This window comes from Shinella sp. M31, from assembly GCF_049199205.1.
GTDB lineage: Bacteria > Pseudomonadota > Alphaproteobacteria > Rhizobiales > Rhizobiaceae > Shinella.
This window is the reverse complement of sequence record NZ_JBLZPH010000098.1, coordinates 1-17,755: the sequence shown is the minus strand read 5'-3', so window position 1 is coordinate 17,755 and position 17,755 is coordinate 1. Positions and strand designations below refer to the sequence as shown.

Annotated in this window: 22 protein-coding genes; 11 read left to right on the top strand and 11 right to left on the bottom strand. The window is 63.7% G+C overall.

What is annotated here, in order from left to right:
* Nucleotides 1-120: 120 nt before the first annotated feature.
* Complete coding sequence (gene ilvC / locus ACOZKU_RS17140; RefSeq protein ID WP_117366444.1) at nt 121-1,140, bottom strand: ketol-acid reductoisomerase; 1,020 nt, start codon at nt 1,138-1,140, stop codon at nt 121-123.
* Between the two features lie 57 nt (nt 1,141-1,197).
* Entirely contained in the window at nt 1,198-1,845 is a 648-nt protein-coding gene (locus ACOZKU_RS17135; protein ID WP_421579875.1) for a TetR/AcrR family transcriptional regulator C-terminal domain-containing protein, read from the bottom strand.
* Between the two features lie 129 nt (nt 1,846-1,974).
* On the opposite strand from ACOZKU_RS17135, the gene ACOZKU_RS17130 reads away from it, so the two are divergent.
* The 4 genes from ACOZKU_RS17130 to ACOZKU_RS17115 all read left to right on the top strand — a co-directional run bounded on the left by ACOZKU_RS17130 (nt 1,975) and on the right by ACOZKU_RS17115 (nt 3,806).
* Nucleotides 1,975-2,619, top strand: a complete 645-nt coding sequence (locus ACOZKU_RS17130) for a hypothetical protein (RefSeq protein ID WP_421579874.1) — start codon at nt 1,975-1,977, stop codon at nt 2,617-2,619.
* A 115-nt stretch (nt 2,620-2,734) separates the two neighbouring features.
* The gene (locus ACOZKU_RS17125) at nt 2,735-3,034 is read left to right on the top strand and encodes a hypothetical protein (RefSeq protein WP_314084729.1); all 300 of its coding nucleotides are present in this window, start codon (nt 2,735-2,737) and stop codon (nt 3,032-3,034) included.
* A gap of 10 nt (nt 3,035-3,044) precedes the next feature.
* On the top strand, nt 3,045-3,404 hold the full coding sequence (locus ACOZKU_RS17120; protein WP_421579873.1) for a DUF4087 domain-containing protein: 360 nt from the start codon (nt 3,045-3,047) through the stop codon (nt 3,402-3,404).
* Between the two features lie 192 nt (nt 3,405-3,596).
* Entirely contained in the window at nt 3,597-3,806 is a 210-nt protein-coding gene (locus ACOZKU_RS17115) for a cold-shock protein (protein WP_314084735.1), read from the top strand.
* A gap of 57 nt (nt 3,807-3,863) precedes the next feature.
* Here ACOZKU_RS17115 and ACOZKU_RS17110 read toward each other — a convergent pair whose 3' ends face one another.
* Nucleotides 3,864-4,325, bottom strand: a complete 462-nt coding sequence (locus tag ACOZKU_RS17110) for an Lrp/AsnC family transcriptional regulator (protein ID WP_421579879.1) — start codon at nt 4,323-4,325, stop codon at nt 3,864-3,866.
* Nucleotides 4,326-4,493: 168 nt separating this feature from the next.
* Here ACOZKU_RS17110 and ACOZKU_RS17105 point away from each other — a divergent pair, with 168 nt between their 5' ends.
* Both ACOZKU_RS17105 and ACOZKU_RS17100 read left to right on the top strand, forming a co-directional pair.
* A complete protein-coding gene (locus ACOZKU_RS17105; protein ID WP_421579872.1) occupies nt 4,494-5,207 on the top strand; it encodes an aspartate/glutamate racemase family protein in 714 nt (237 codons plus the stop codon).
* A gap of 54 nt (nt 5,208-5,261) precedes the next feature.
* The gene (locus ACOZKU_RS17100; RefSeq protein ID WP_421579871.1) at nt 5,262-6,227 is read left to right on the top strand and encodes a bifunctional helix-turn-helix transcriptional regulator/GNAT family N-acetyltransferase; all 966 of its coding nucleotides are present in this window, start codon (nt 5,262-5,264) and stop codon (nt 6,225-6,227) included.
* Here ACOZKU_RS17100 and ACOZKU_RS17095 read toward each other — a convergent pair.
* Nucleotides 6,215-7,459, bottom strand: a complete 1,245-nt coding sequence (locus ACOZKU_RS17095; protein ID WP_421579870.1) for an FAD-dependent oxidoreductase — start codon at nt 7,457-7,459, stop codon at nt 6,215-6,217. The two genes, ACOZKU_RS17100 and ACOZKU_RS17095, sit on opposite strands and share 13 nt — an antisense overlap.
* 22 nt (nt 7,460-7,481) lie before the next feature.
* Complete coding sequence (locus ACOZKU_RS17090; RefSeq protein WP_421579869.1) at nt 7,482-7,889, bottom strand: winged helix-turn-helix transcriptional regulator; 408 nt, start codon at nt 7,887-7,889, stop codon at nt 7,482-7,484.
* Between the two features lie 159 nt (nt 7,890-8,048).
* Here ACOZKU_RS17090 and ACOZKU_RS17085 point away from each other — a divergent pair, with 159 nt between their 5' ends.
* Nucleotides 8,049-8,936 carry an SDR family oxidoreductase gene (locus ACOZKU_RS17085; protein WP_421579868.1) on the top strand — a complete coding sequence of 296 codons (888 nt, stop codon included), beginning with the start codon at nt 8,049-8,051 and terminating at the stop codon, nt 8,934-8,936.
* Nucleotides 8,937-8,979: 43 nt separating this feature from the next.
* Here the strand turns inward: ACOZKU_RS17085 and ACOZKU_RS17080 are convergent, their stop codons facing one another.
* Nucleotides 8,980-9,732: a pyridoxine 5'-phosphate synthase gene (locus ACOZKU_RS17080; RefSeq protein ID WP_421579867.1), complete on the bottom strand. Its 753-nt coding sequence runs from the start codon at nt 9,730-9,732 to the stop codon at nt 8,980-8,982.
* Between the two features lie 251 nt (nt 9,733-9,983).
* Here ACOZKU_RS17080 and ACOZKU_RS17075 point away from each other — a divergent pair, with 251 nt between their 5' ends.
* Both ACOZKU_RS17075 and ACOZKU_RS17070 read left to right on the top strand, forming a co-directional pair.
* On the top strand, nt 9,984-11,087 hold the full coding sequence (locus tag ACOZKU_RS17075) for a hypothetical protein (protein WP_421579866.1): 1,104 nt from the start codon (nt 9,984-9,986) through the stop codon (nt 11,085-11,087).
* A 333-nt stretch (nt 11,088-11,420) separates the two neighbouring features.
* Nucleotides 11,421-12,104 (top strand): MerR family transcriptional regulator, encoded by a 684-nt coding sequence (locus ACOZKU_RS17070; RefSeq protein ID WP_421579878.1) that lies wholly within the window; start codon nt 11,421-11,423, stop codon nt 12,102-12,104.
* A gap of 173 nt (nt 12,105-12,277) precedes the next feature.
* On the opposite strand, the gene ACOZKU_RS17065 is transcribed toward ACOZKU_RS17070, so the two are convergent.
* Nucleotides 12,278-13,405 (bottom strand): ATP-dependent DNA helicase, encoded by a 1,128-nt coding sequence (locus ACOZKU_RS17065; RefSeq protein ID WP_421579865.1) that lies wholly within the window; start codon nt 13,403-13,405, stop codon nt 12,278-12,280.
* A gap of 142 nt (nt 13,406-13,547) precedes the next feature.
* Here ACOZKU_RS17065 and ACOZKU_RS17060 point away from each other — a divergent pair, with 142 nt between their 5' ends.
* Nucleotides 13,548-14,639: an AbrB family transcriptional regulator gene (locus ACOZKU_RS17060; RefSeq protein WP_421579864.1), complete on the top strand. Its 1,092-nt coding sequence runs from the start codon at nt 13,548-13,550 to the stop codon at nt 14,637-14,639.
* Here the strand turns inward: ACOZKU_RS17060 and ACOZKU_RS17055 are convergent.
* The 4 genes from ACOZKU_RS17055 to ACOZKU_RS17040 all read right to left on the bottom strand — a co-directional run bounded on the left by ACOZKU_RS17055 (nt 14,636) and on the right by ACOZKU_RS17040 (nt 16,889).
* Nucleotides 14,636-14,992: a nitrile hydratase accessory protein gene (locus tag ACOZKU_RS17055; protein WP_421579863.1), complete on the bottom strand. Its 357-nt coding sequence runs from the start codon at nt 14,990-14,992 to the stop codon at nt 14,636-14,638. The genes ACOZKU_RS17060 and ACOZKU_RS17055 overlap by 4 nt on opposite strands.
* Nucleotides 14,979-15,638, bottom strand: coding sequence for a nitrile hydratase subunit beta (gene nthB / locus ACOZKU_RS17050; RefSeq protein ID WP_421579862.1), 660 nt, complete (start codon nt 15,636-15,638; stop codon nt 14,979-14,981). Before nthB ends, ACOZKU_RS17055 begins: the two co-directional genes overlap by 14 nt.
* Nucleotides 15,635-16,204: a nitrile hydratase subunit alpha gene (nthA, locus tag ACOZKU_RS17045; RefSeq protein WP_421579877.1), complete on the bottom strand. Its 570-nt coding sequence runs from the start codon at nt 16,202-16,204 to the stop codon at nt 15,635-15,637. Before nthA ends, nthB begins: the two co-directional genes overlap by 4 nt.
* Nucleotides 16,205-16,295: 91 nt before the next feature.
* A complete protein-coding gene (locus ACOZKU_RS17040; RefSeq protein WP_421579861.1) occupies nt 16,296-16,889 on the bottom strand; it encodes a LysE family translocator in 594 nt (197 codons plus the stop codon).
* Between the two features lie 125 nt (nt 16,890-17,014).
* Here ACOZKU_RS17040 and ACOZKU_RS17035 point away from each other — a divergent pair.
* On the top strand, nt 17,015-17,755 hold a 741-nt coding region (locus ACOZKU_RS17035; protein ID WP_421579860.1), incomplete at its 3' end, for an aldo/keto reductase.

Below are 17,755 nucleotides of genomic sequence, written 5' to 3'. Positions count from 1 at the left end.
GGCCCATCGTTCACGCTTTTGCGCGAAAACGATTGGTTGCCGGCCTTGTCGGCCGGACTGTTCTTGCCGATCACCGCATTGCCGCAGGCATGCAAGCCGTTGACGCGACCGGCAAGTCGCTTAGTTGACGGCCTTGTCGACCAGCTTGTTCTTGCCGATCCACGGCATCATGCCGCGCAGCTTCGCACCGACTTCTTCGATCTGGTGCGAATCGTTGTTGCGGCGGATGCCCTTGAAGCGTGCGCCGCCGGCCTTCCATTCCTGCATCCACTCGGAGGTGAACTTGCCGGTCTGGATGTCGTTGAGGACGCGCTTCATTTCAGCCTTGGTGTCGGCGGTGATGATGCGCGGGCCCGTGACGTATTCGCCCCACTCGGCCGTGTTCGAGATCGAGTAGTTCATGTTGGCGATGCCGCCTTCATAGATCAGGTCGACGATCAGCTTCACTTCGTGCAGGCACTCGAAATAGGCCATTTCCGGAGCGTAACCGGCTTCGACCAGCGTTTCGAAACCGGCGCGGATCAGCTCGACGAGACCGCCGCACAGAACGACCTGTTCACCGAAGAGGTCGGTTTCGCACTCTTCCTTGAAGTTGGTTTCGATGATGCCCGAACGGCCGCCGCCGACGCCGCAGGCGTAGGAGAGCGCGAGGTCAAGCGCGTTGCCCGAAGCGTTCTGGTGAACGGCGACGAGGCAGGGAACGCCGCCGCCCTTCTGGTATTCGCCGCGAACCGTGTGGCCCGGGCCCTTCGGCGCGATCATGACGACGTCGACCGAGGACTTCGGCTCGATGAGGCCGAAATGCACGTTGAGGCCGTGGGCGAAGGCGATGGCGGCGCCGTCGCGGATGTTGCCGGCGATTTCGGCCTTGTAGATGTCGGCCTGGAGCTCGTCCGGGGTCGCCATCATCAGGAGGTCGGCCCACTTGGCGGCTTCGGCGACCGTCATGACCTTGAAGCCGTCGGCTTCGGCCTTCTTGATCGTCGGCGAACCGGCCTTGAGCGCGATCACGACGCCCTTGGCGCCGGAATCCTTGAGGTTGAGGGCGTGAGCACGGCCCTGCGAGCCGTAGCCGACGATGGCGACGTTCTTCGCCTTGATGAGGTTGAGATCGGCATCACGATCGTAATAGACGCGCATCGATGGTTCCTTCCCTTGCTGTCTGTTTAACTGAACCGGCGGCTTTTCCTGCCGGCCTTACCCTTTCGCGCCGTGAAGCGTCAGGAAGGCATCGACCGCCTTCTCCGCGCGTGGCGAGAATTCCTTTTTGAGTGCGCTCGCATCCTCGCCCAGCAACATGCGCAGATGCATGTCGGAGACGACAAGGCCGTAGAGCGTGCCGTATGCCTCGTCGGCGGTGTCGAATGCAAGCAGCTTCGCCTTGCGGCCGGCTTCCAGCAGCGCTGCGGCGCGCTTGCCGATCTGCCGGCGGCCGCGCTCCTGCAGCAGGCGGCCGAGACCGGCGCCCTCGCGGCTCGCCTGGCCGATGGCAAGACGGTTGAGCGCCAGCGACACGTCTCCGGAGAGAACGTCGATGAGATCGCCTGCAAAGGCGACGAGATGCTTGCGCAGGCTTTCCGCCGTCAGCGCGCGCGCATCGACCTCGACGGTGCGCACCTTGCCGGCCTGATAGGTGATCATCGCCGAGATCAACCCGTCGCGATCGCCGAACCATTTATAAAGGCTTTCCTTCGAACAGTTCGCGGCGCGCGCCACCCCCGCCGTGGTCAGCGCCCGTTCGCCGCCCTCCACCAGCAGGCCGAGCGCACGCTCCAGCACCGCGCCCTGACGTTCCGTCAGTCCCGCGGCGGCTGCGCCTGTCTTTGCCTGCTCTGCGATCTGCAAGATTTTTACCCGTCATTTTGCGTACCGTACGGTACGGTTCGCATCTTCTAGCGATGTCCGGTGTCTTGGTCAACGCCCTTCTTACCGAAGCCCAAAAAACCGCGATCCGGCATCCTGATATTTCAGCGGATGAACGTATCCCGGCATTGCATTGCACAAAGGCGCTCAAAAATTTCTTCCGCCTATGTCGCTGTTTTGAAACAGAACTCCAATGAAAAGCGGCAATGGACCGACGAAGAACAAAATATTTCGCTTCCCAATCCGTTTCTCGTTGTTAAGATTTGTGAGACTGCGGTGCAGCAGGCCGGTTTGCGTCGCGGATCGGCAAGCCTCATCCAAGCGGTCCGAGTACGGAGTAACAAGCGAAACGCCCTTACGCCAAGGAGACAGAAAATGTTGAATTTCCTGCCAGACCTTCACGAAGGACATGCTCCCATCACGCTTCAGCAACTGTTTGGTGACGCTCTCGAGGCCTTCGACGCCTGGGAAGACGAACGCGCCGAACCGATGGTGATCTTCGAAGACAAGATCGTCCCCATCGGCGCCGTGTTCGGCAGCATGCTGGACTGCACCGACCTCCTGCCGCGCACCATGGCGGACATCGTCGCCGATTGCCTCGCCCGCAATCCGGCGGCGGAAAATGCCGGCGTCGCCACCTTCGGCGATGCTGCACGCCTTGCATCCGCTCTTGTCGAACAGCGCCGACTCTGCGGTGAAGCGGCCATTGCCGCCTTCCTCGACCACAACCGCGTCGACAAGCGACGCCCTGCCTGATCTGGAAAGCCCCGCTTCGGCGGGGCTTTTCGTGCCGGCAGCATCCATGCGGGAATAAGTGACGACCCTCGCCCGTTACGGGAGGACCCAGCCCTCCTTTCACGGATCCCGCGCCATGCTCCGCCTCGCCGCCGCCGTCCTGCTCGCCTCCACGCTTTCTGCCGCCGCCGCCGATGAGCCGCCTTATGCGGGCAGCTGGGACTGCGAGGTCTCGACCTTCACCTTCACGGCGGACACCTACGATTCCGGCGAAGGCCCGATGCCGATCCTGAAAACCGAACAGGATGGCGGAGCCTATATCCTGACCTTCGCCGACGATTATCGCATCGGCCTTGCCAACATCACCGCGACGGAAATGGACTGGTCTTCCGAAACGAGCGGCGACATGTTCCATTGCAAGAAGATCGACAAGTGAGGGTTGCCCGATGAAGAAGACCCTTCTTGCCGCGCTGCTCGCGCTCGCGACCCTTTCCACCGCCGTGCAAGCCGCCGAAAGCCGTTGCGGCTGGCTGCAGAACCCGACGCCGGGCAACTGGTGGCTGGACGATGCCGACGGCACATGGACGATGATGAGCCAGGGCGGCGGCACCGAGCCCGACGGGATGGACCGCATCCCCGATATTTCCGAGGGCGACTATGTGCGCACGAATGGCAATTACGGCTATGCCTGCGCCTGCCTGAAGGTGGATACCGACGACGAAGGTCGGATCCTGGCGATTTATTCCTTCCGGCAGCTGCCGATCTCGCAATGCGCGAACGATGAGGCACTTTCCGCACCGGAATAAGCACGAGCGTGCGGGCGCGTCTTGACCGGTCGCGCCGAAGCACTTATTTCTCCCGCATCGAGATTTGAACGTTGACGTCGCATTTGCGGGTTTCCAGCCTGCAGCTTCACGAACTTCCCCTTCAAATTCGACCACCCAAGGCCGCCCGACGGGCGACCGATGATTGATTTGACGGCTAGGAAAGGTTTCGTCATGGCAACTGGTACCGTAAAGTGGTTCAACACGACCAAGGGCTACGGCTTCATTCAGCAGGACAGCGGTGAGCCGGACGTTTTCGTCCACATCTCCGCCGTACAGCGCGCGGGCCTCACTGCCCTCAACGAAGGCCAGAAGGTTTCCTTCGAACTGGTTCGCGACCGCAAGTCCGGCAAGATGTCGGCTGATCAACTCGCCGCAGCCTGATCTGTCGCAACAGACACCGAAAAAGGCCGGTTTTACCGGCCTTTTTTGTGCGCGCTTTCAGGCATGCTCGACCGGCAGGCGCGATCCGCTCTTGAGGCTCTCCATCGAGATCGACGCCGAGACGTCGAAAAGCTCGACCCGCCGCACGATGCGCTTGTAGACGACGTCATAGTGCTCGACGCGCGGCAGCACGATCTTCAGGATATAATCGTAATTGCCGGTCAGCCGGTGCGCCTCGACGACCTCAGGAATGTCGGCGATCGCCTTCGAAAACATCTCGATCCAGTCGTCGCTGTGATGTGCGGTCTTGATAAGGGCGAAAACCGTCGTCGGCACACCCATCTTGTCCCGGTCGAGCAGCGCGACCCGGCCGGCGATATGGCCACTCTCCTCCAGCCGCTGGATACGCCGGGCACAGGCCGAGAGCGAGAGATTGACCTTCTCCGCCAGAATGGCGACGGGCGCACCAGCATCCTCCTGCAACAGCGCCAGCAATTTTCGGTCTCGCTCGTCCAACACGCCAGGATTCTCCATCATTCGCTTTATTCGCGCAAACAATGAGCGCTATTTAGAAGCCTTGCAAGAAAATTTCCGGCCTTTCTCCAGAAAGAGCGCGAACTTTGCGAACAATCGCCGCCCATTGCACGGCATTCTCTGCGCCATCCAGAAAGAGCGGAGGAAACGACCATGAAAACGATCGGCCTTATCGGCGGCATGAGCTTCGAGAGCACGGCGGTCTATTACCGCATGATCAACGAGGCCGTGCGCGAGCGGCTCGGCGGCCTGCATTCGGCGGAGGTGCTGGTGCATTCGGTCGATTTCCAGTCGATCGTCGAGCTCCAGCAGGCCGGCCGCTGGGATGCCGCCGGCGCACGACTCGGCGCGGTTGCCGCCGGCCTTGAAAAGGCCGGAGCCGATTGCGTGCTGATCTGCACCAACACGATGCATCTCGTCGCCGATGCCGTGCAGGCCGCCACCAAGGCGACGCTGCTCAACATCATCGACGAGACCGCAGGCGAAATCCGCGCCGCCGGCAAGCGCCGCCCGCTGCTGCTCGCCACGCGCTACACGATGGAACACGGGTTTTATGCGGAGCGCATGAAGGCCGCCGGTCTCGACGTCATGGTGCCCGACGAAGCCGGCCGCATCCTGATGCACGACGTCATTTTCAGCGAGCTGTGCCAGGGCAAGGTGTTCGACGCGTCGCGCGACCGGGTGCTTGCCCTCATCGAGGCCGCACGCGCGGAGGGCGCCGACAGCGTCATCCTCGGTTGCACGGAGATCTGTCTGTTGCTCGATCCCGATGCGCTTGCCCTGCCCGGCTTCGATTCGACCGCGATCCATGCCAAGGCCGCCGTCGATTTCGCACTCGGCAAGGTGGCCGCCAGCAAGGCGGCATAATTTATTTGACTCAGTCAAATAAATCGGAGCACATGGTGATCGAAGGAGATCACCATGAATGCCCTTGCCTTTGACGAAGCCGCGACGGACCCGATCGAAACGATCCGCGCCTTCAACCGCTTCTACACCAACCGAATCGGCGTGCTCGACCGCGCCTATCTCGACACGCCCTATACGCTGACGGAAGCGCGCGTCATTTATGAGCTTGCCGCACGCGGCACCACATCCGCTTCGCAGCTCACCGAAGAGCTATCCCTTGATCCCGCCTATCTCAGCCGCCTGCTGAAGACCTTTGTCGACAAGGGCTTTGTCGATGCCCGCAAGGACCCGGCGGACGGCCGCGGGCGCCTGCTCGGCCTGACGGAAAAGGGCCGCGCCGTCGCGGCTGACCTCGCCACGCGCTCCCGGCGGAGCATCGCCACGCTCATCGAGCCGCTGACGCAAAGCGAACGGCTGGACCTGACGACGGCCCTGCACCGCGCCACGACCCTGCTTGCCGGCGCACCCGCCAAAGCTGTCATCCGTCCCCATCGCCCGGGCGACATGGGCCGCGTGATCGCAAGCCAGGCCCACAGCTATACCGAAACCTACGGCTGGAACACGGAATACGAGGCGCTGGTCGCGGAAATCTGCGCGCAGTTCCTGCGCCATTTCGATCCCGCACGCGAACATTGCTGGATCGCCGAACAGGACGGCCGGTTCGTCGGCAGCATCTTCCTCGTCAAGGCAAGCGAGACGACGGCGAAGCTGCGCCTGCTGCATGTTTCGGATGCCGCACGCGGCCAGGGGCTCGGCACGCGGCTGGTGACGGAGTGCATCCGCTTTGCGCAGGGCGCCGGATACAGCAGGCTGGAACTCTGGACGAACGACATCCTGATCGCGGCCCGGCGCATCTATCAGGCAGCCGGTTTCGTGCTGGAGCGGGAAGAGCCCCATCATAGCTTCGGCAAGAACCTCGTCGGCCAGACCTGGGCGCTTGATCTTGCAGGTTGGCAGATGCCAACCGCTCAGGCTTCCTGAAGCACGCTTTCCAGCCAGCGGCACTCTTCCAGGCCGGCCCGCGTGAACGGGTCGGTCAGCGTGCCGGATACGATGGCGGCGAGGATCTGCGGGGCCGGCGGAATTTTCGCGACCGTTGCCACGAGCCGGTCGCGCAGCCAGGCGATCGCCCGCGAATCCGACTGGTAGAACGGCGTGAAGACATAGGAGAGCAGCTGGAACAGGCGCACATGGTTGCGCCTTGCCGCCGCATAGGCCGCCAGCCCCTCGTCCAGCGTCGCCGCCGAGGACAGCGCATGCGCCAGGGCCGCGGCATCCAAGAGCGCCATGTTCGCCCCCTGCCCGAGCTGCGGGCTGGTCGAATGGGCGCTGTCGCCAATGAAGACGATACCATCGGCATAGGGCGGCAGCGCGGTGCGGTGGGCGTAGCGGGCGAGCGTCAGCTGGTCCCAGTCCGAAATTTGGTCGAGGAACGGCACCGCCTCCGGCCAATAGCCTGATATGCCCGCCTTCCAGCGGTCGAGGCCGGCCTGCTTCACCGCGTCGGCCTCGGCCGTCTTGAGGCTCCAGAAGAACGCGACCTTGCGCCCCTCGCCGGCATGCGCCCGGCCGACCGGCAGCACTCCGATCATCACCTTCGCTGCGTCATACCGTTGAGAGAGGGCCGTAGAGTCATGCGCGATGCCATCGCAGTCCAGCGTCGCCCAGAAAGCGCCCCAGGGCAGCTCCTTGACCGGCGGGGCGACGACGGAAGCAGCGACGAGCTGCGAGCGTGCGCCCGTCGCGTCGATCACCAGATCGTAGTCACCGACGATCTCACCATCGGGATCATGCAAAGCCGTACGGGCCTGCCGCGTTTCGGCTTTCGCCAGCGTGATGCCGGTGCGAATGGGCAGGCCTGCGGCAACGACGGCATCATGTAAAGTCGAAAACAACGCGGCACGGTGCACCGCCAGCCCGTAGCGCCCGCCGGCCAGCGCATCATAGCGCACATCGAGCACCGTCCGGCCACTCAGGGCATCGGCGCCGTGCAGCCGGTCGATACGGTTTCCAAGGGTGTGGATGGCGGGCGAAAGGCCGAGCGAATCGAGCACGGTCAGGCCCGTCGGCTGCATCAGGAGACCCGAGCCAACGGGCGACGGACGCTCAAAGCGTTCGATCAGTTCGACCCGATGGCCAGCGCGCGAAAGGAACAGGGCCGCTGCAAGCCCGGCAGGACCCGCGCCGGCAATGCCGATATCCAGTGGCTTCATGCCCGCCCCCGCTACGCCTTCGTCAGTCCTGTTCCGCGTCATAGGCCTTACGTGCGGCCCGGATCGCAGTGTGATTTTCCGAAGACCACTGCACGAGCGATCGCAGAAGCGCAAGGAAGGAATGGCCAAGCGGCGTCAGCTTGTATTCGACGCTCGGCGGCTGGGTCGGATAGACGGTCCGCGTGAGATAGCCGTCGCGCTGGAGGTCGCGCAGCGTCTGGGTCAGCATGCGCTGGGAAATATCGGGAATGAGGCGGCGCAGCTGCGAGAAGCGGCGCGGCCCATCCGCGAGGCCGAGGATCATCAGCGACGTCCACTTGCCACCGACGCTATCGAGCACGTCGCGCACCGGACAATCGTCCATCGACATGGGTACGCCGTCGATAAGCATGACGCGTTCGCCATCGGCGCCGCCGACGATCTTGTTCATAGTCGGTTCCCTTCAGGTAACCACCGGAGAAAAAACTGCCTTCTTTACAGGCTCTATCAGATTACCAGATAAGAGCAAGTCTCAATAAGAGACCGACACCCACGGGTTCGACGGCGCCACCCTGCCCCAGCCGGAAACCCTGCCAAGAAAGGCACAGACATGACCGACACCATTCTCGTCACCGGCGCCTCCGGCCAGCTCGGCCGCCTCGTCCTCGACAACCTCCTCGCCTCCGGCAAGGTTGTCCCCGCCAGCATCATCGCCGCGACCCGCGACGTCACGAAGCTGTCCGATTACGCCGCCAAGGGCGTGACCGTCCGCGCCGCCGATTTCGATGACCCCGCCTCGCTCGATGCCGCCTTCGCCGGCGTCGGCAAGGTGCTGATCATCTCGACCGACGCGCTCGGTGAAGCCGGCAAGCGTCTTGCCCAGCACAAGGCCGCCGTGGCCGCCGCCAAGAAGGCCGGCGTCAAGCACATCCTCTACACCTCCATGCCGCAGCCGGAGGACTCTCTCGTCACCTTCGCACCCGATCATCTCGGCACCGAAGAAGCCATCAAGGCGACCGGCATTCCCTACACGATCCTGCGCGACGGCTGGTATGCCGAAAACCTGTTCATGTCGCTGCCGCACGCGCTTCAGACCGGCTCCTGGTACACCTCGACGGGCGACGGTAAGATTGCCCACATCACGCGCGCCGACACCGCCGCCGCCCTCGCGGGAGCCGTGCTCAAGGCGGGCGACGAGAGCAGGATCTACACGCTGACGGGCACCAAGGCACGCACGGCGGAAGAAATCGCCGCCATCGTCTCGGCCGCCACCGGTAAGCCGTTGAAGGTCGTGCATGTCACGGATGCGCAGCTTGCCGAGGGCCTGAAGGGCGCCGGCCTGCCGGAAGGCTTCATTCCCACCATCGTCTCCTTCGACGCCAACACGCGCGAAGGCAAGATCGCAGCCGTCACCGGCGATGCGGAAGCGCTGTCCGGCCGCAAGCCGACCGAATTCGAGGACTTCGTCGCCGCCAGCAAGGCAGCCTTCCTCGGCTGATCCCGAAAAGATGCGGCGCTCCCAAGGGGGCGCCGCGTCGCCGTCAGGCGTCCTGGCCGCAGGCGCGGCGGAAGCGGCGAACACTCTCCGCCATGCCATATTCCAGCGCATCGGCCGTGAGACCATGGCCGATGGAGACCTCCTCCAGGCGCGGAATTCGCGCGACGAGCGCCGGCAGATTGGCGACCGTGAGATCATGGCCGGCATTGACGCCAAGGCCGAGTTCGAAAGCGATATCCGCCGTCTCGCCCAGCAATTCGACGATCCGCACGGCTTCCGCCGGATTGTCGTAACAGCCGCCATACGGCCCAGTATAAAGCTCGATCCGGTCGGCACCGAGATCGCGGGCGATCGTCAGCGATTCGCGGTCCGGCTCCCCATCGGCGAAGACCGACACGCGCAGGCCGAATTTCTTCAGCCGCTCAATGATATTGCCGAGCAGGTTGTGGTTCTTGCGGAAATCCCAGCCATGGTCGGAGGTCGCCTGCGCCGGATCGTCCGGCACCAGCGTCACCTGCTCGGGGCGATGCTCCTCGACGAGACGCATGAAATTCTCTTCCGGGAACCCCTCGATGTTGAATTCCGTGTCGGAAAATTCGGTATCGATGAGGCTGCGGATCATGCCGAGATCGCTGAAGCGCACATGGCGCTGGTCCGGGCGCGGATGCACAGTCAGACCGCTGGCGCCCGCTTCAAGCGCAATCCGGCCGATGCCCGTGACACTCGGCCAGGGTAGATCCCGGCGGTTGCGCAGCATGGCGATTGCGTTGAGATTTACCGACAGTTTCGCAGGCATGACGACGCGGACTCCTATGACTGAAAACAAGGTCTAGCGCGTTGTTTCCACAAGGGCAATCGCTCGAAAACACGCGATAGCCGTACGATAGCGCACAATTGCCGCACACGTGGTCAGCCACCCCTTGCCGTTCATCAAGAATCACCGCTAAACTCCCCGTGATTTTTGGGGGTAGCGGCTATACCGGTCGCTCTGTTCCGAAATGGGGAAGGAACTCAGGCAGCGACGATGGCCTCCTCTGTGGCGACACCATGAGCGGGACCGACAGGCCGGCGTGCGATCTCGTGCGGCGTGCGCTCCATGCCGTCATTGCCAGCGAAACCTTCGCCCGCTCCGAACGGCTGCGCTCGTTCCTCACCTATGTCGTAGAAAACGAACTGGCCGGCAAAGCAGCCCAGCTCAAGGGCTACAGCATCGGCATCGACGTGTTCGGCCGCCCATCGGGTTTCGACGCCGGCAACGATCCGCTGGTGCGCGTGCAGGCCGGCAAGCTGCGCAAACTTCTCGACCAGTATTACGAAACCGAAGGTACGACTGAACAGCTGCGCATCCGTGTGCCGCTCGGCAGCTACGTCCCGGAATACAGCCTCACGCAAATCGCGCCGGAAGTCGGCAGCTATCTGGCAGCCGAGGAGGTCGAACCCACCCAACACTTCCCCCAAGACGCTCCGCGGCCGAAACGCTCCTGGCTGCCCAAGCCCATCTCCTCACCGCTCGCGCTCTTCTCGCTGCTGCCGCTGCTTTTCCTGGCGCCGTCCTTCTATCCCGAAGCCACCAATGCGGCTGTCGCGAAGGTGCAGCAGGTGCTGTCGATGCAGAACAGGCTCAGCGGCATGGTTGAAATGCTGCCAGAGCTGCACATCCTGCAGTGCTGGCCGCAGAGCGGCGAATGCAGTGCGCTTGCCCGCGCCATTTCCAATTCGGCAGAATATCACCGCACCGTGCGCCTGGCCGACACGCGCCAGACCGGCGCGCCGCTGCCGCTTTCCTATTCCATTCGCGTGGAGAACCGGCCGGATGGGCTCGGCGTCTATGCGCGGCTGGTCCACGATCAATCGGGTGCCACGATCTATGCGCGGCATTTTTCGCGTGAACAGCTGAAGAGCGAGGCCGGTATCGCCTATGAAGCCGTCGCCTTCGCCGCCCGTACGCTTTCGGCGAGCGGACCGCTCTACCGCCACGCCATCCGCAAGGGCACGGCGAGCAGCGTGATGGAATGCCTCTCGCACACCAGCCAGGTTACCCCGCGCGGCTCGCCGCATTTCCGCCAGCCGGCGGCCTGCGCCATCACGCCGGACGCGGCGCTGGCCGAAGCGGCATTCGTCGAGGAAGCCGGCGCCACCCTGACGCGATAGCGCACTCTCCCCCGCCGCAAAGCGAGAAGCCCTCCCAGAAAATACATCCCTAGATATAACGATAGGCACGCCCGGCCCCAGGGTTTAGGTTATGAACCTGGGCGGATTGGTGTTCTGTGCCGCTCCGGGGTTCGGATCCCTGCACACTCTCCTCGCGAGATGGATCTGGAACCCTGGCAGGGCCGCAAGCGGAGCATCGGCGGACAGGCTGAATAGCGGCGAGCGATAGTGGGGCGTTTTTCGTCGTCTTGAAACCTCGTCCCGGCACGGGGTCTGGCCGGCGACCGGGGGTAATGACATGACCGATCTTCTTTTTTGCGGGCTGCTTTCATGATGACGAACGAGTCGAAGAAAGCCACCGCCGACGCCCGCTCCGGCGCGCGTAAATCCATCCGTTATCTGCCTGTGACCCCGCTCCCGGAAAATCTGCCGGCGGGCCGCCTGGCAATCGCCGATATGGCGAACGCCTTCGGCGTCACGCACCGCACGCTGCATTTCTATGAGGAAAAGGGCCTGTTGAAGGCCGCCCGCGTCGGCCCCATGCGCGTCTACGGTCCGGAAGAAATCCAGCAGATGTCGGTGGTCAACACCTGTCGCGAGACGGGCATGCCCGTCGCGGTCATCCAGGAACTGCTGGAGCGCCTGTCCTCTGCCGAAAGCCAGGACGAGGCCGATATGATCTTCCGCACGGCGATGACGGCGCGCAAGCGAGAGCTGGTCGCTCAGCAATCGACGATCCGCCGCCAGATGCAGCAGATCAACGAACTGCTCGACTTTACCGGCGCGCTCGAACCCGAGACCAACGACAACACGCCCCAGGCGCACCTGAGCGCGGCGGAACTGCGCTGTCTCACGCTGATGGCCGAGGGCTATCCGACGAGCCGCATCGCCCGTGCGCTGGAAGTCGAGCCCGGCGAAGTGCAGGTGATGGAAAAGAACATCATCGCCAAGTTCAACAGCAACAACCGTTTCCAGGCCGTCGCAAAGGCGGTCATGCTCGGAATCGTCGGCCATTAAGGCCGGCGTCAAGCGGCCGGACATGATGACCGGCCTCTACCATCCGCTCCTGAAAAAAGCGGGCGTCGTGCGGGTCCCAAAGCAATTCCAGCAAAAGTGCGTAGCGGTTTTGCGTCCGGAACTGCGTAGAAAAATGGATGGAGCCTTTTCGCGGTTCAGCGAAAAAGATCCATCTAACGCACGACGGTAAGCGTTTCCGCGGCGCGCGTAATGGCAGTGTAAAGCCAGCGTTCACGTGTGTCGCGGAATGCAAAACTCTCGTCGAACAGCACGACGTCGTTCCACTGCGAACCCTGCGCCTTGTGCACGGTCAGCGCATAGCCGAAATCGAACTCGTCATAGCGCTTGCGCGTCGACCACGGGATCTCTTCCTCGAGGTTCTCGAACGCCGCCTTCAAGAGCTTGATCTTGGCCGCGCCGCGGTCCATGTCGTCGTCCTCGGGCCGGATCATCAGGTTGATGCCAGGCTTCACCGTCTCCTTGGACGAGCTCATCACCTGCCAGAGCGAACCGTTGAGCAGCCCCTTGGCCGGATCGTTGCGCAGGCACACCAGCTTGTCGCCGGATTGCGGATAGTCCGTGGTAAAACCCTTCAGCTCGCGGAGGCGCTGGTTGTAGCGCCGGCGTGTGCGGTTGGTGCCGACGAGCACCTGATCGGCCTCCAGCACCAGGGACTGGTCCACCTCGTTGCGGCCGATCACGCGCGCGGCGCCATAATCGCCATAGCCGATGTCGTTGCCCTCGCGCACCTGCATGGCAAGGCGGATGATCGGATTGTCACGCGCCTGCCGGTGAATGTCCGTCAGCAGATAATCCGGCTCCTGATTGGTGAAATAACCGCCGCCGGTGACGGGCGGCAGCTGGCCGGGATCGCCGAGCACGAGAATCGGCGTGCCAAAGCTCATCAGGTCGCGGCCAAGCGCCTCATCGACCATCGAACATTCGTCGACCACAACCAGGGCCGCCTTGGCGACCGGGCTCTGGCGGTTGATCGAGAACATCGGCGAGATCGAGGTCTTGCCCGTCTCCTCGTCCGACACCTCTTCCTCGCCGCGCGGACGGTAGATCAGCGAATGGATCGTCTTGGCATTGCTCGCCCCCTTGGAGCGCAGCACTTGCGCGGCCTTGCCGGTAAAGGCGGCAAACAGCACCTCGCCATCGACATTTTCGGCGAAATGCCGCGCCAGCGTCGTCTTGCCCGTTCCGGCATAGCCGAACAGCCGGAAAAGCGGTTCGCGCCCGTCCTTCAGCCATTTTGCGACGGCCTTGAGCGCTTCATCCTGTTGGGGTGCGAATTCCATGCCGGGACTTGGCAGGATTCGCGCCCGTGAAGCAAGGGGCGAAGCCTCGTTCACCGGCCGTACGATCCGCCTACCCCCTGTTTTGGCCCTGTTCCCCACGGCGTCGCCGCTGTATGGAAGGCGCGATCCACGGAGCGAAGACGTGTCCCCCGCCTCCCCAACCCCAGACGAAACCGCATCCCGGCCTCCCGGCCTCGGACATCTGCCAGCCGCCCTGCAGTGGACCTGCGTTGCCGGCCTGTCCTTGGTAACGACTACGCCGCTTTACATGACCGGCTTTCCGGCGGCGCTGATGATCGGCCCCATGCTTGCCGGCATCGTCGTGGCACTTGCCGGCGGTACGATCCGCCTGCCGCGCCTCTGTTTCTTCGCCGTGCAGGTCGTGCTCGCCCTGATGATTGCCGGCACGGTGTCGCAGGATTTCGTCGCCACCTTCCTCGACAACTGGCTGCTCATCCTCACCGTCGTCTTTTCCGTGATCGCGGTCAGCGCCTTCAGCGGCTGGATGATCGCGCGCACCGGCGTCCTGCCCGGCACGACCGCGATCTGGGGGTCTTCGGCAGGCGCCGCCTCCTCCATGCTGATGATGGCGGAAGCCTATGGCGCCGACATGCGTCTCGTTGCCTTCATGCAATATCTGCGCGTGCTGTTCGTCGCGAGCCTCGCCACGCTGGTCGCGCATTTTGCCGGCCATGAAGGTGCGGCCGCACCGCCGCATGCCTGGTTCGAGCCGGTGCCCCTACTTCCGCTCGTTGCGATGCTGGCCATCGGCATTCTCGCCGGCCTTGCCGGCGAGAAGCTGCGCATCCCGGCCGGCGCCTTCCTCCTGCCCTTCGCGCTCGCCTCGGTGCTCAACACGTCCGGCACCGTGACGATCATCCTGCCGCAAGGACTGCTGGTCATCGCATTTGCGCTGCTTGGCTGGAATATCGGCCTCGGCTTCACGCGCGCCATCCTCCTGCATGCGCGCCGCGCTCTCTTGCCGACAGTGCTGTCCATCGTCGCGCTGCTGTGCTTCTCGGGCCTTCTGGCGGTAGCGCTTGTCTTCCTGCTCGGCGTCGACCCGCTGACGGCCTATCTGGCCACCAGCCCCGGCAGCCTCGATTCGGTCGCCGTCATCGCCGCCTCGGCAAATGTCGACATCGCCTTCGTCATGACCTTGCAGACAACACGGCTGATCCTCGTGACCTTCATCGGCCCATGGCTTGCCCGCTTCGTGGCGGACCGGATTTAGCTGGCATTTTCGAGCAGGATCGGCTTGCCGTGCGGCGTCGCCTCCGCGGCGCGCGCCCATCGCGCGGACAGCGCGGATTGTTCCGCCTCGCTCGCCACGCCACGCACGGCAAGCAGCGACGACAGAGCCGCCACCCAGCAATCGAAATAGTCGGCCCCATCGACGGCACGGCCAGGCCGGTGCACTTCGCGCGACAGTGCCTCGGCCCATTCGGCCCAGGAAAACACACCCTGCTCGTGCAATCGCACCGTCATCGCAAAAGCCTGCGCCTGCCAGGGCTCGGCAAAGACCGGATCACCTTCGGCGGATTTCGGCAGGCCGGGCGAATCGGCGAGCGTCTCACACCGGCTCAAGGTAACTCTCCCAGGCATCGATGGAGACGGTCAGGCCGGGGGCCGCATCCTCACCCCAGATTTCGCCACCCTCGAAGACGACGGTATAGACCCATTGCGGGCTCTCGCCCTTGCCATGCGCATTGTCGTCGGGAAAGACGAAGGACCCCTGCACGGTCTCGACCACGCCGACCTTGCCGCGGGCATAGCGCGGCAGCCGCGTGTGCGTCGTCGGGTTGAAATTGCGGGTGCGCACGCGCGTACCGGCGGCAAAACGCGGTGCCGCCTCCACCGGCCGGTCGCAGGGGCCGCCCTTGGCAAGCACCGCCGGCACCATATCCGCCTTCAGGACACGCTTCGGCGCAGCGCCCTTTTCCAGCATCCGGCCCTCCGCCAATTCCGCGCCGCTGACGAAGCCGTGACGCTGCAAAAGCGTTTCGAGTGCGCGGATCCAGATTTCGTAGTAACTCGCCGAGAGATAGGTGGCGGGCGGGATGTTTTCGCGCGCATGCCGGCTCTCGTCGATCGTCCAGGCGCCGAAGGCACCGCAGGACAGCGTCACGCCCAAAGCCCGCTTCTCCCAGTCGCCATGAAAATACGGCTCGTTCGGCTCCGGCGCGACCGGACCGAGGCCATGCTGGCCGCCGAGATCGTGCGGCCCGTTCATGGCTTCACCTCCAGCGCCAATCCCGTACCGATCATCGAATCCCTCGTCACGAGATCGGCAAGCGCTTCCTGGTTCAAGCCCTCGGTGCCTTCGGGGCGCTGCGGCACGACGATATAGCGCAGTTCCGCCGTCGAATCCCAGACGCGGATTTTTTGGCCTTCCGGCAAAGTCACACCGAATTCGGCGAGCACGCCGCGCGGATCGATGACGGCACGCGAGCGGTAGGCCGGCGCCTTGTACCAGACGGGCGGCAGGCCGAGCACGGACCACGGATAACAGGAGCACAGCGTGCAGACGACGAGGTTGTGTGTCTCGCCATCATTGAACACCGCGCGCATATGCTCGCCCTGCCGGCCGGTGTAACCAAGGCTGGCGATCGCCGCTGTCGCATCGCGCTTCAGCCAGTCGGCGAAATCGGGCTCTGCCCACGCCTTGGCCACGACGCGGGCGCCGTTGCGCGGGCCGATTTTCGTCTCATAGGTCTCGACGATGACGTCGATCGCCTTGGGATCGATCAGGCCCTTCTCCGTCAGGATGGTTTCCAGCGCGCGTACGCGCGCTTCCATCGGCGAAAAATGGTTGTCGTGATGGTGATGGTCGTCGTGGTCGTGATCGTGCGACACGGCTATTCCTCCGGCTTCGCCCTTTCATACGCCGCTAGCGCAGCATCGGCCAGAGGCTGGCGACGAGCAGCAACGCCATGGTGATGTTGAACCATTTCAGCCGGACCGGCACGGACAGCCACTCGCGCAGCGCCGAGCCGAAGCCGGCCCAGGTCGAGACGCTCGGGAAATTGACGATGGCGAAGGCGACGCCGACGATCAGCACGCTCATCGTGTAATTGGCCGAATTGGTATAGGTCGCCATGGCGGAGACGGCCATGACCCAGGCCTTCGGATTGACCCATTGGAAGGCGGCGGCCTCGAGAAAGCGCATCGGCCGAGCGCTGGCCTTGCCCTCGCCGAGCGAACGCGACGTGCCGATCTTCCAGGCGATCCAGACGAGATAGGCGCCACCGGCGAATTTCAGCACCGTATAGACCAGCGGCACGGCCTCCAGCAGCGCGCCGAGCCCGAAGCCGACGGCCAGCAGCAGCACGAGGAAGCCGACGCCGATGCCGCACATATGCGGGATCGTGCGCACGAAACCGAAATTCACACCCGAGGCGAACAGCATCATATTGTTCGGACCGGGGGTGATGGAGGTCGTGAAGGCGAACACCAGCAGCGCCAGAAAGATTTCGATCTGCATGGCAGTCTCTTGTGATCCGGATTGTTTTTTCCGATTGATAGTCCATCTCTTGGGGACGACCAGCCAATTCTTGTCATGCATACAATTCCGATTGCTGATGTATGGCACCTCTCGTGGAGTGCAACATGAAAGCGGAACTACCGGCAGTCACCCTTCCCGGTGGACGACAGGTCCCGGCCCTTGGCCTCGGCACCTGGCATATGGGCGAAGGCGAGGCAACGATGGCCGAGGAGGCCGCAAGCCTGCGCGCCGGGCTCGATCTCGGCATGACCGTCATCGACACTGCGGAAATGTACGCCGATGGCGGCGCGGAGGAGGTCGTCGGCGAGGCCATCAAGGGAAGGCGCGACGAGGTGTTCCTCGTCAGCAAGGTGCTGCCCTACAATGCCAGCCGCGCCGGCACGATCGCCGCTTGCGAGGCAAGCCTCAAGCGCCTCGGCACCGACCATATCGAACTCTACCTGCTGCATTGGCGCGGCCGCCATCCATTCTCCGAGACGGTGGAGGCCTTCGAAACCTTGAAGACGCAAGGCAAGATCGGCGCCTGGGGCGTCTCGAACTTCGACATCTCCGATATGCGGGAACTGCTGGAAGAGGCCGAGCCGCATCGCCCGGCCGCCAATCAGGTGCTCTACAATCTCGCCCGCCGCGGCATCGAATTCGATCTCCTGCGCTGGAGCCAGGTGCAGGGCATTCCGATCATGGCCTATTCGCCACTCGACGAGGGTCGCCTGCTCGGCCATCCCGTTCTGGAAGAGATCGGCCGCATCCACAATGTCGGCTCCGCCCAGGTGGCGCTGGCCTTCCTGCTCACCAAGGCCGGCGTCATCGCCATCCCGAAATCCGGCTCGCCGGAACGCGTGCGC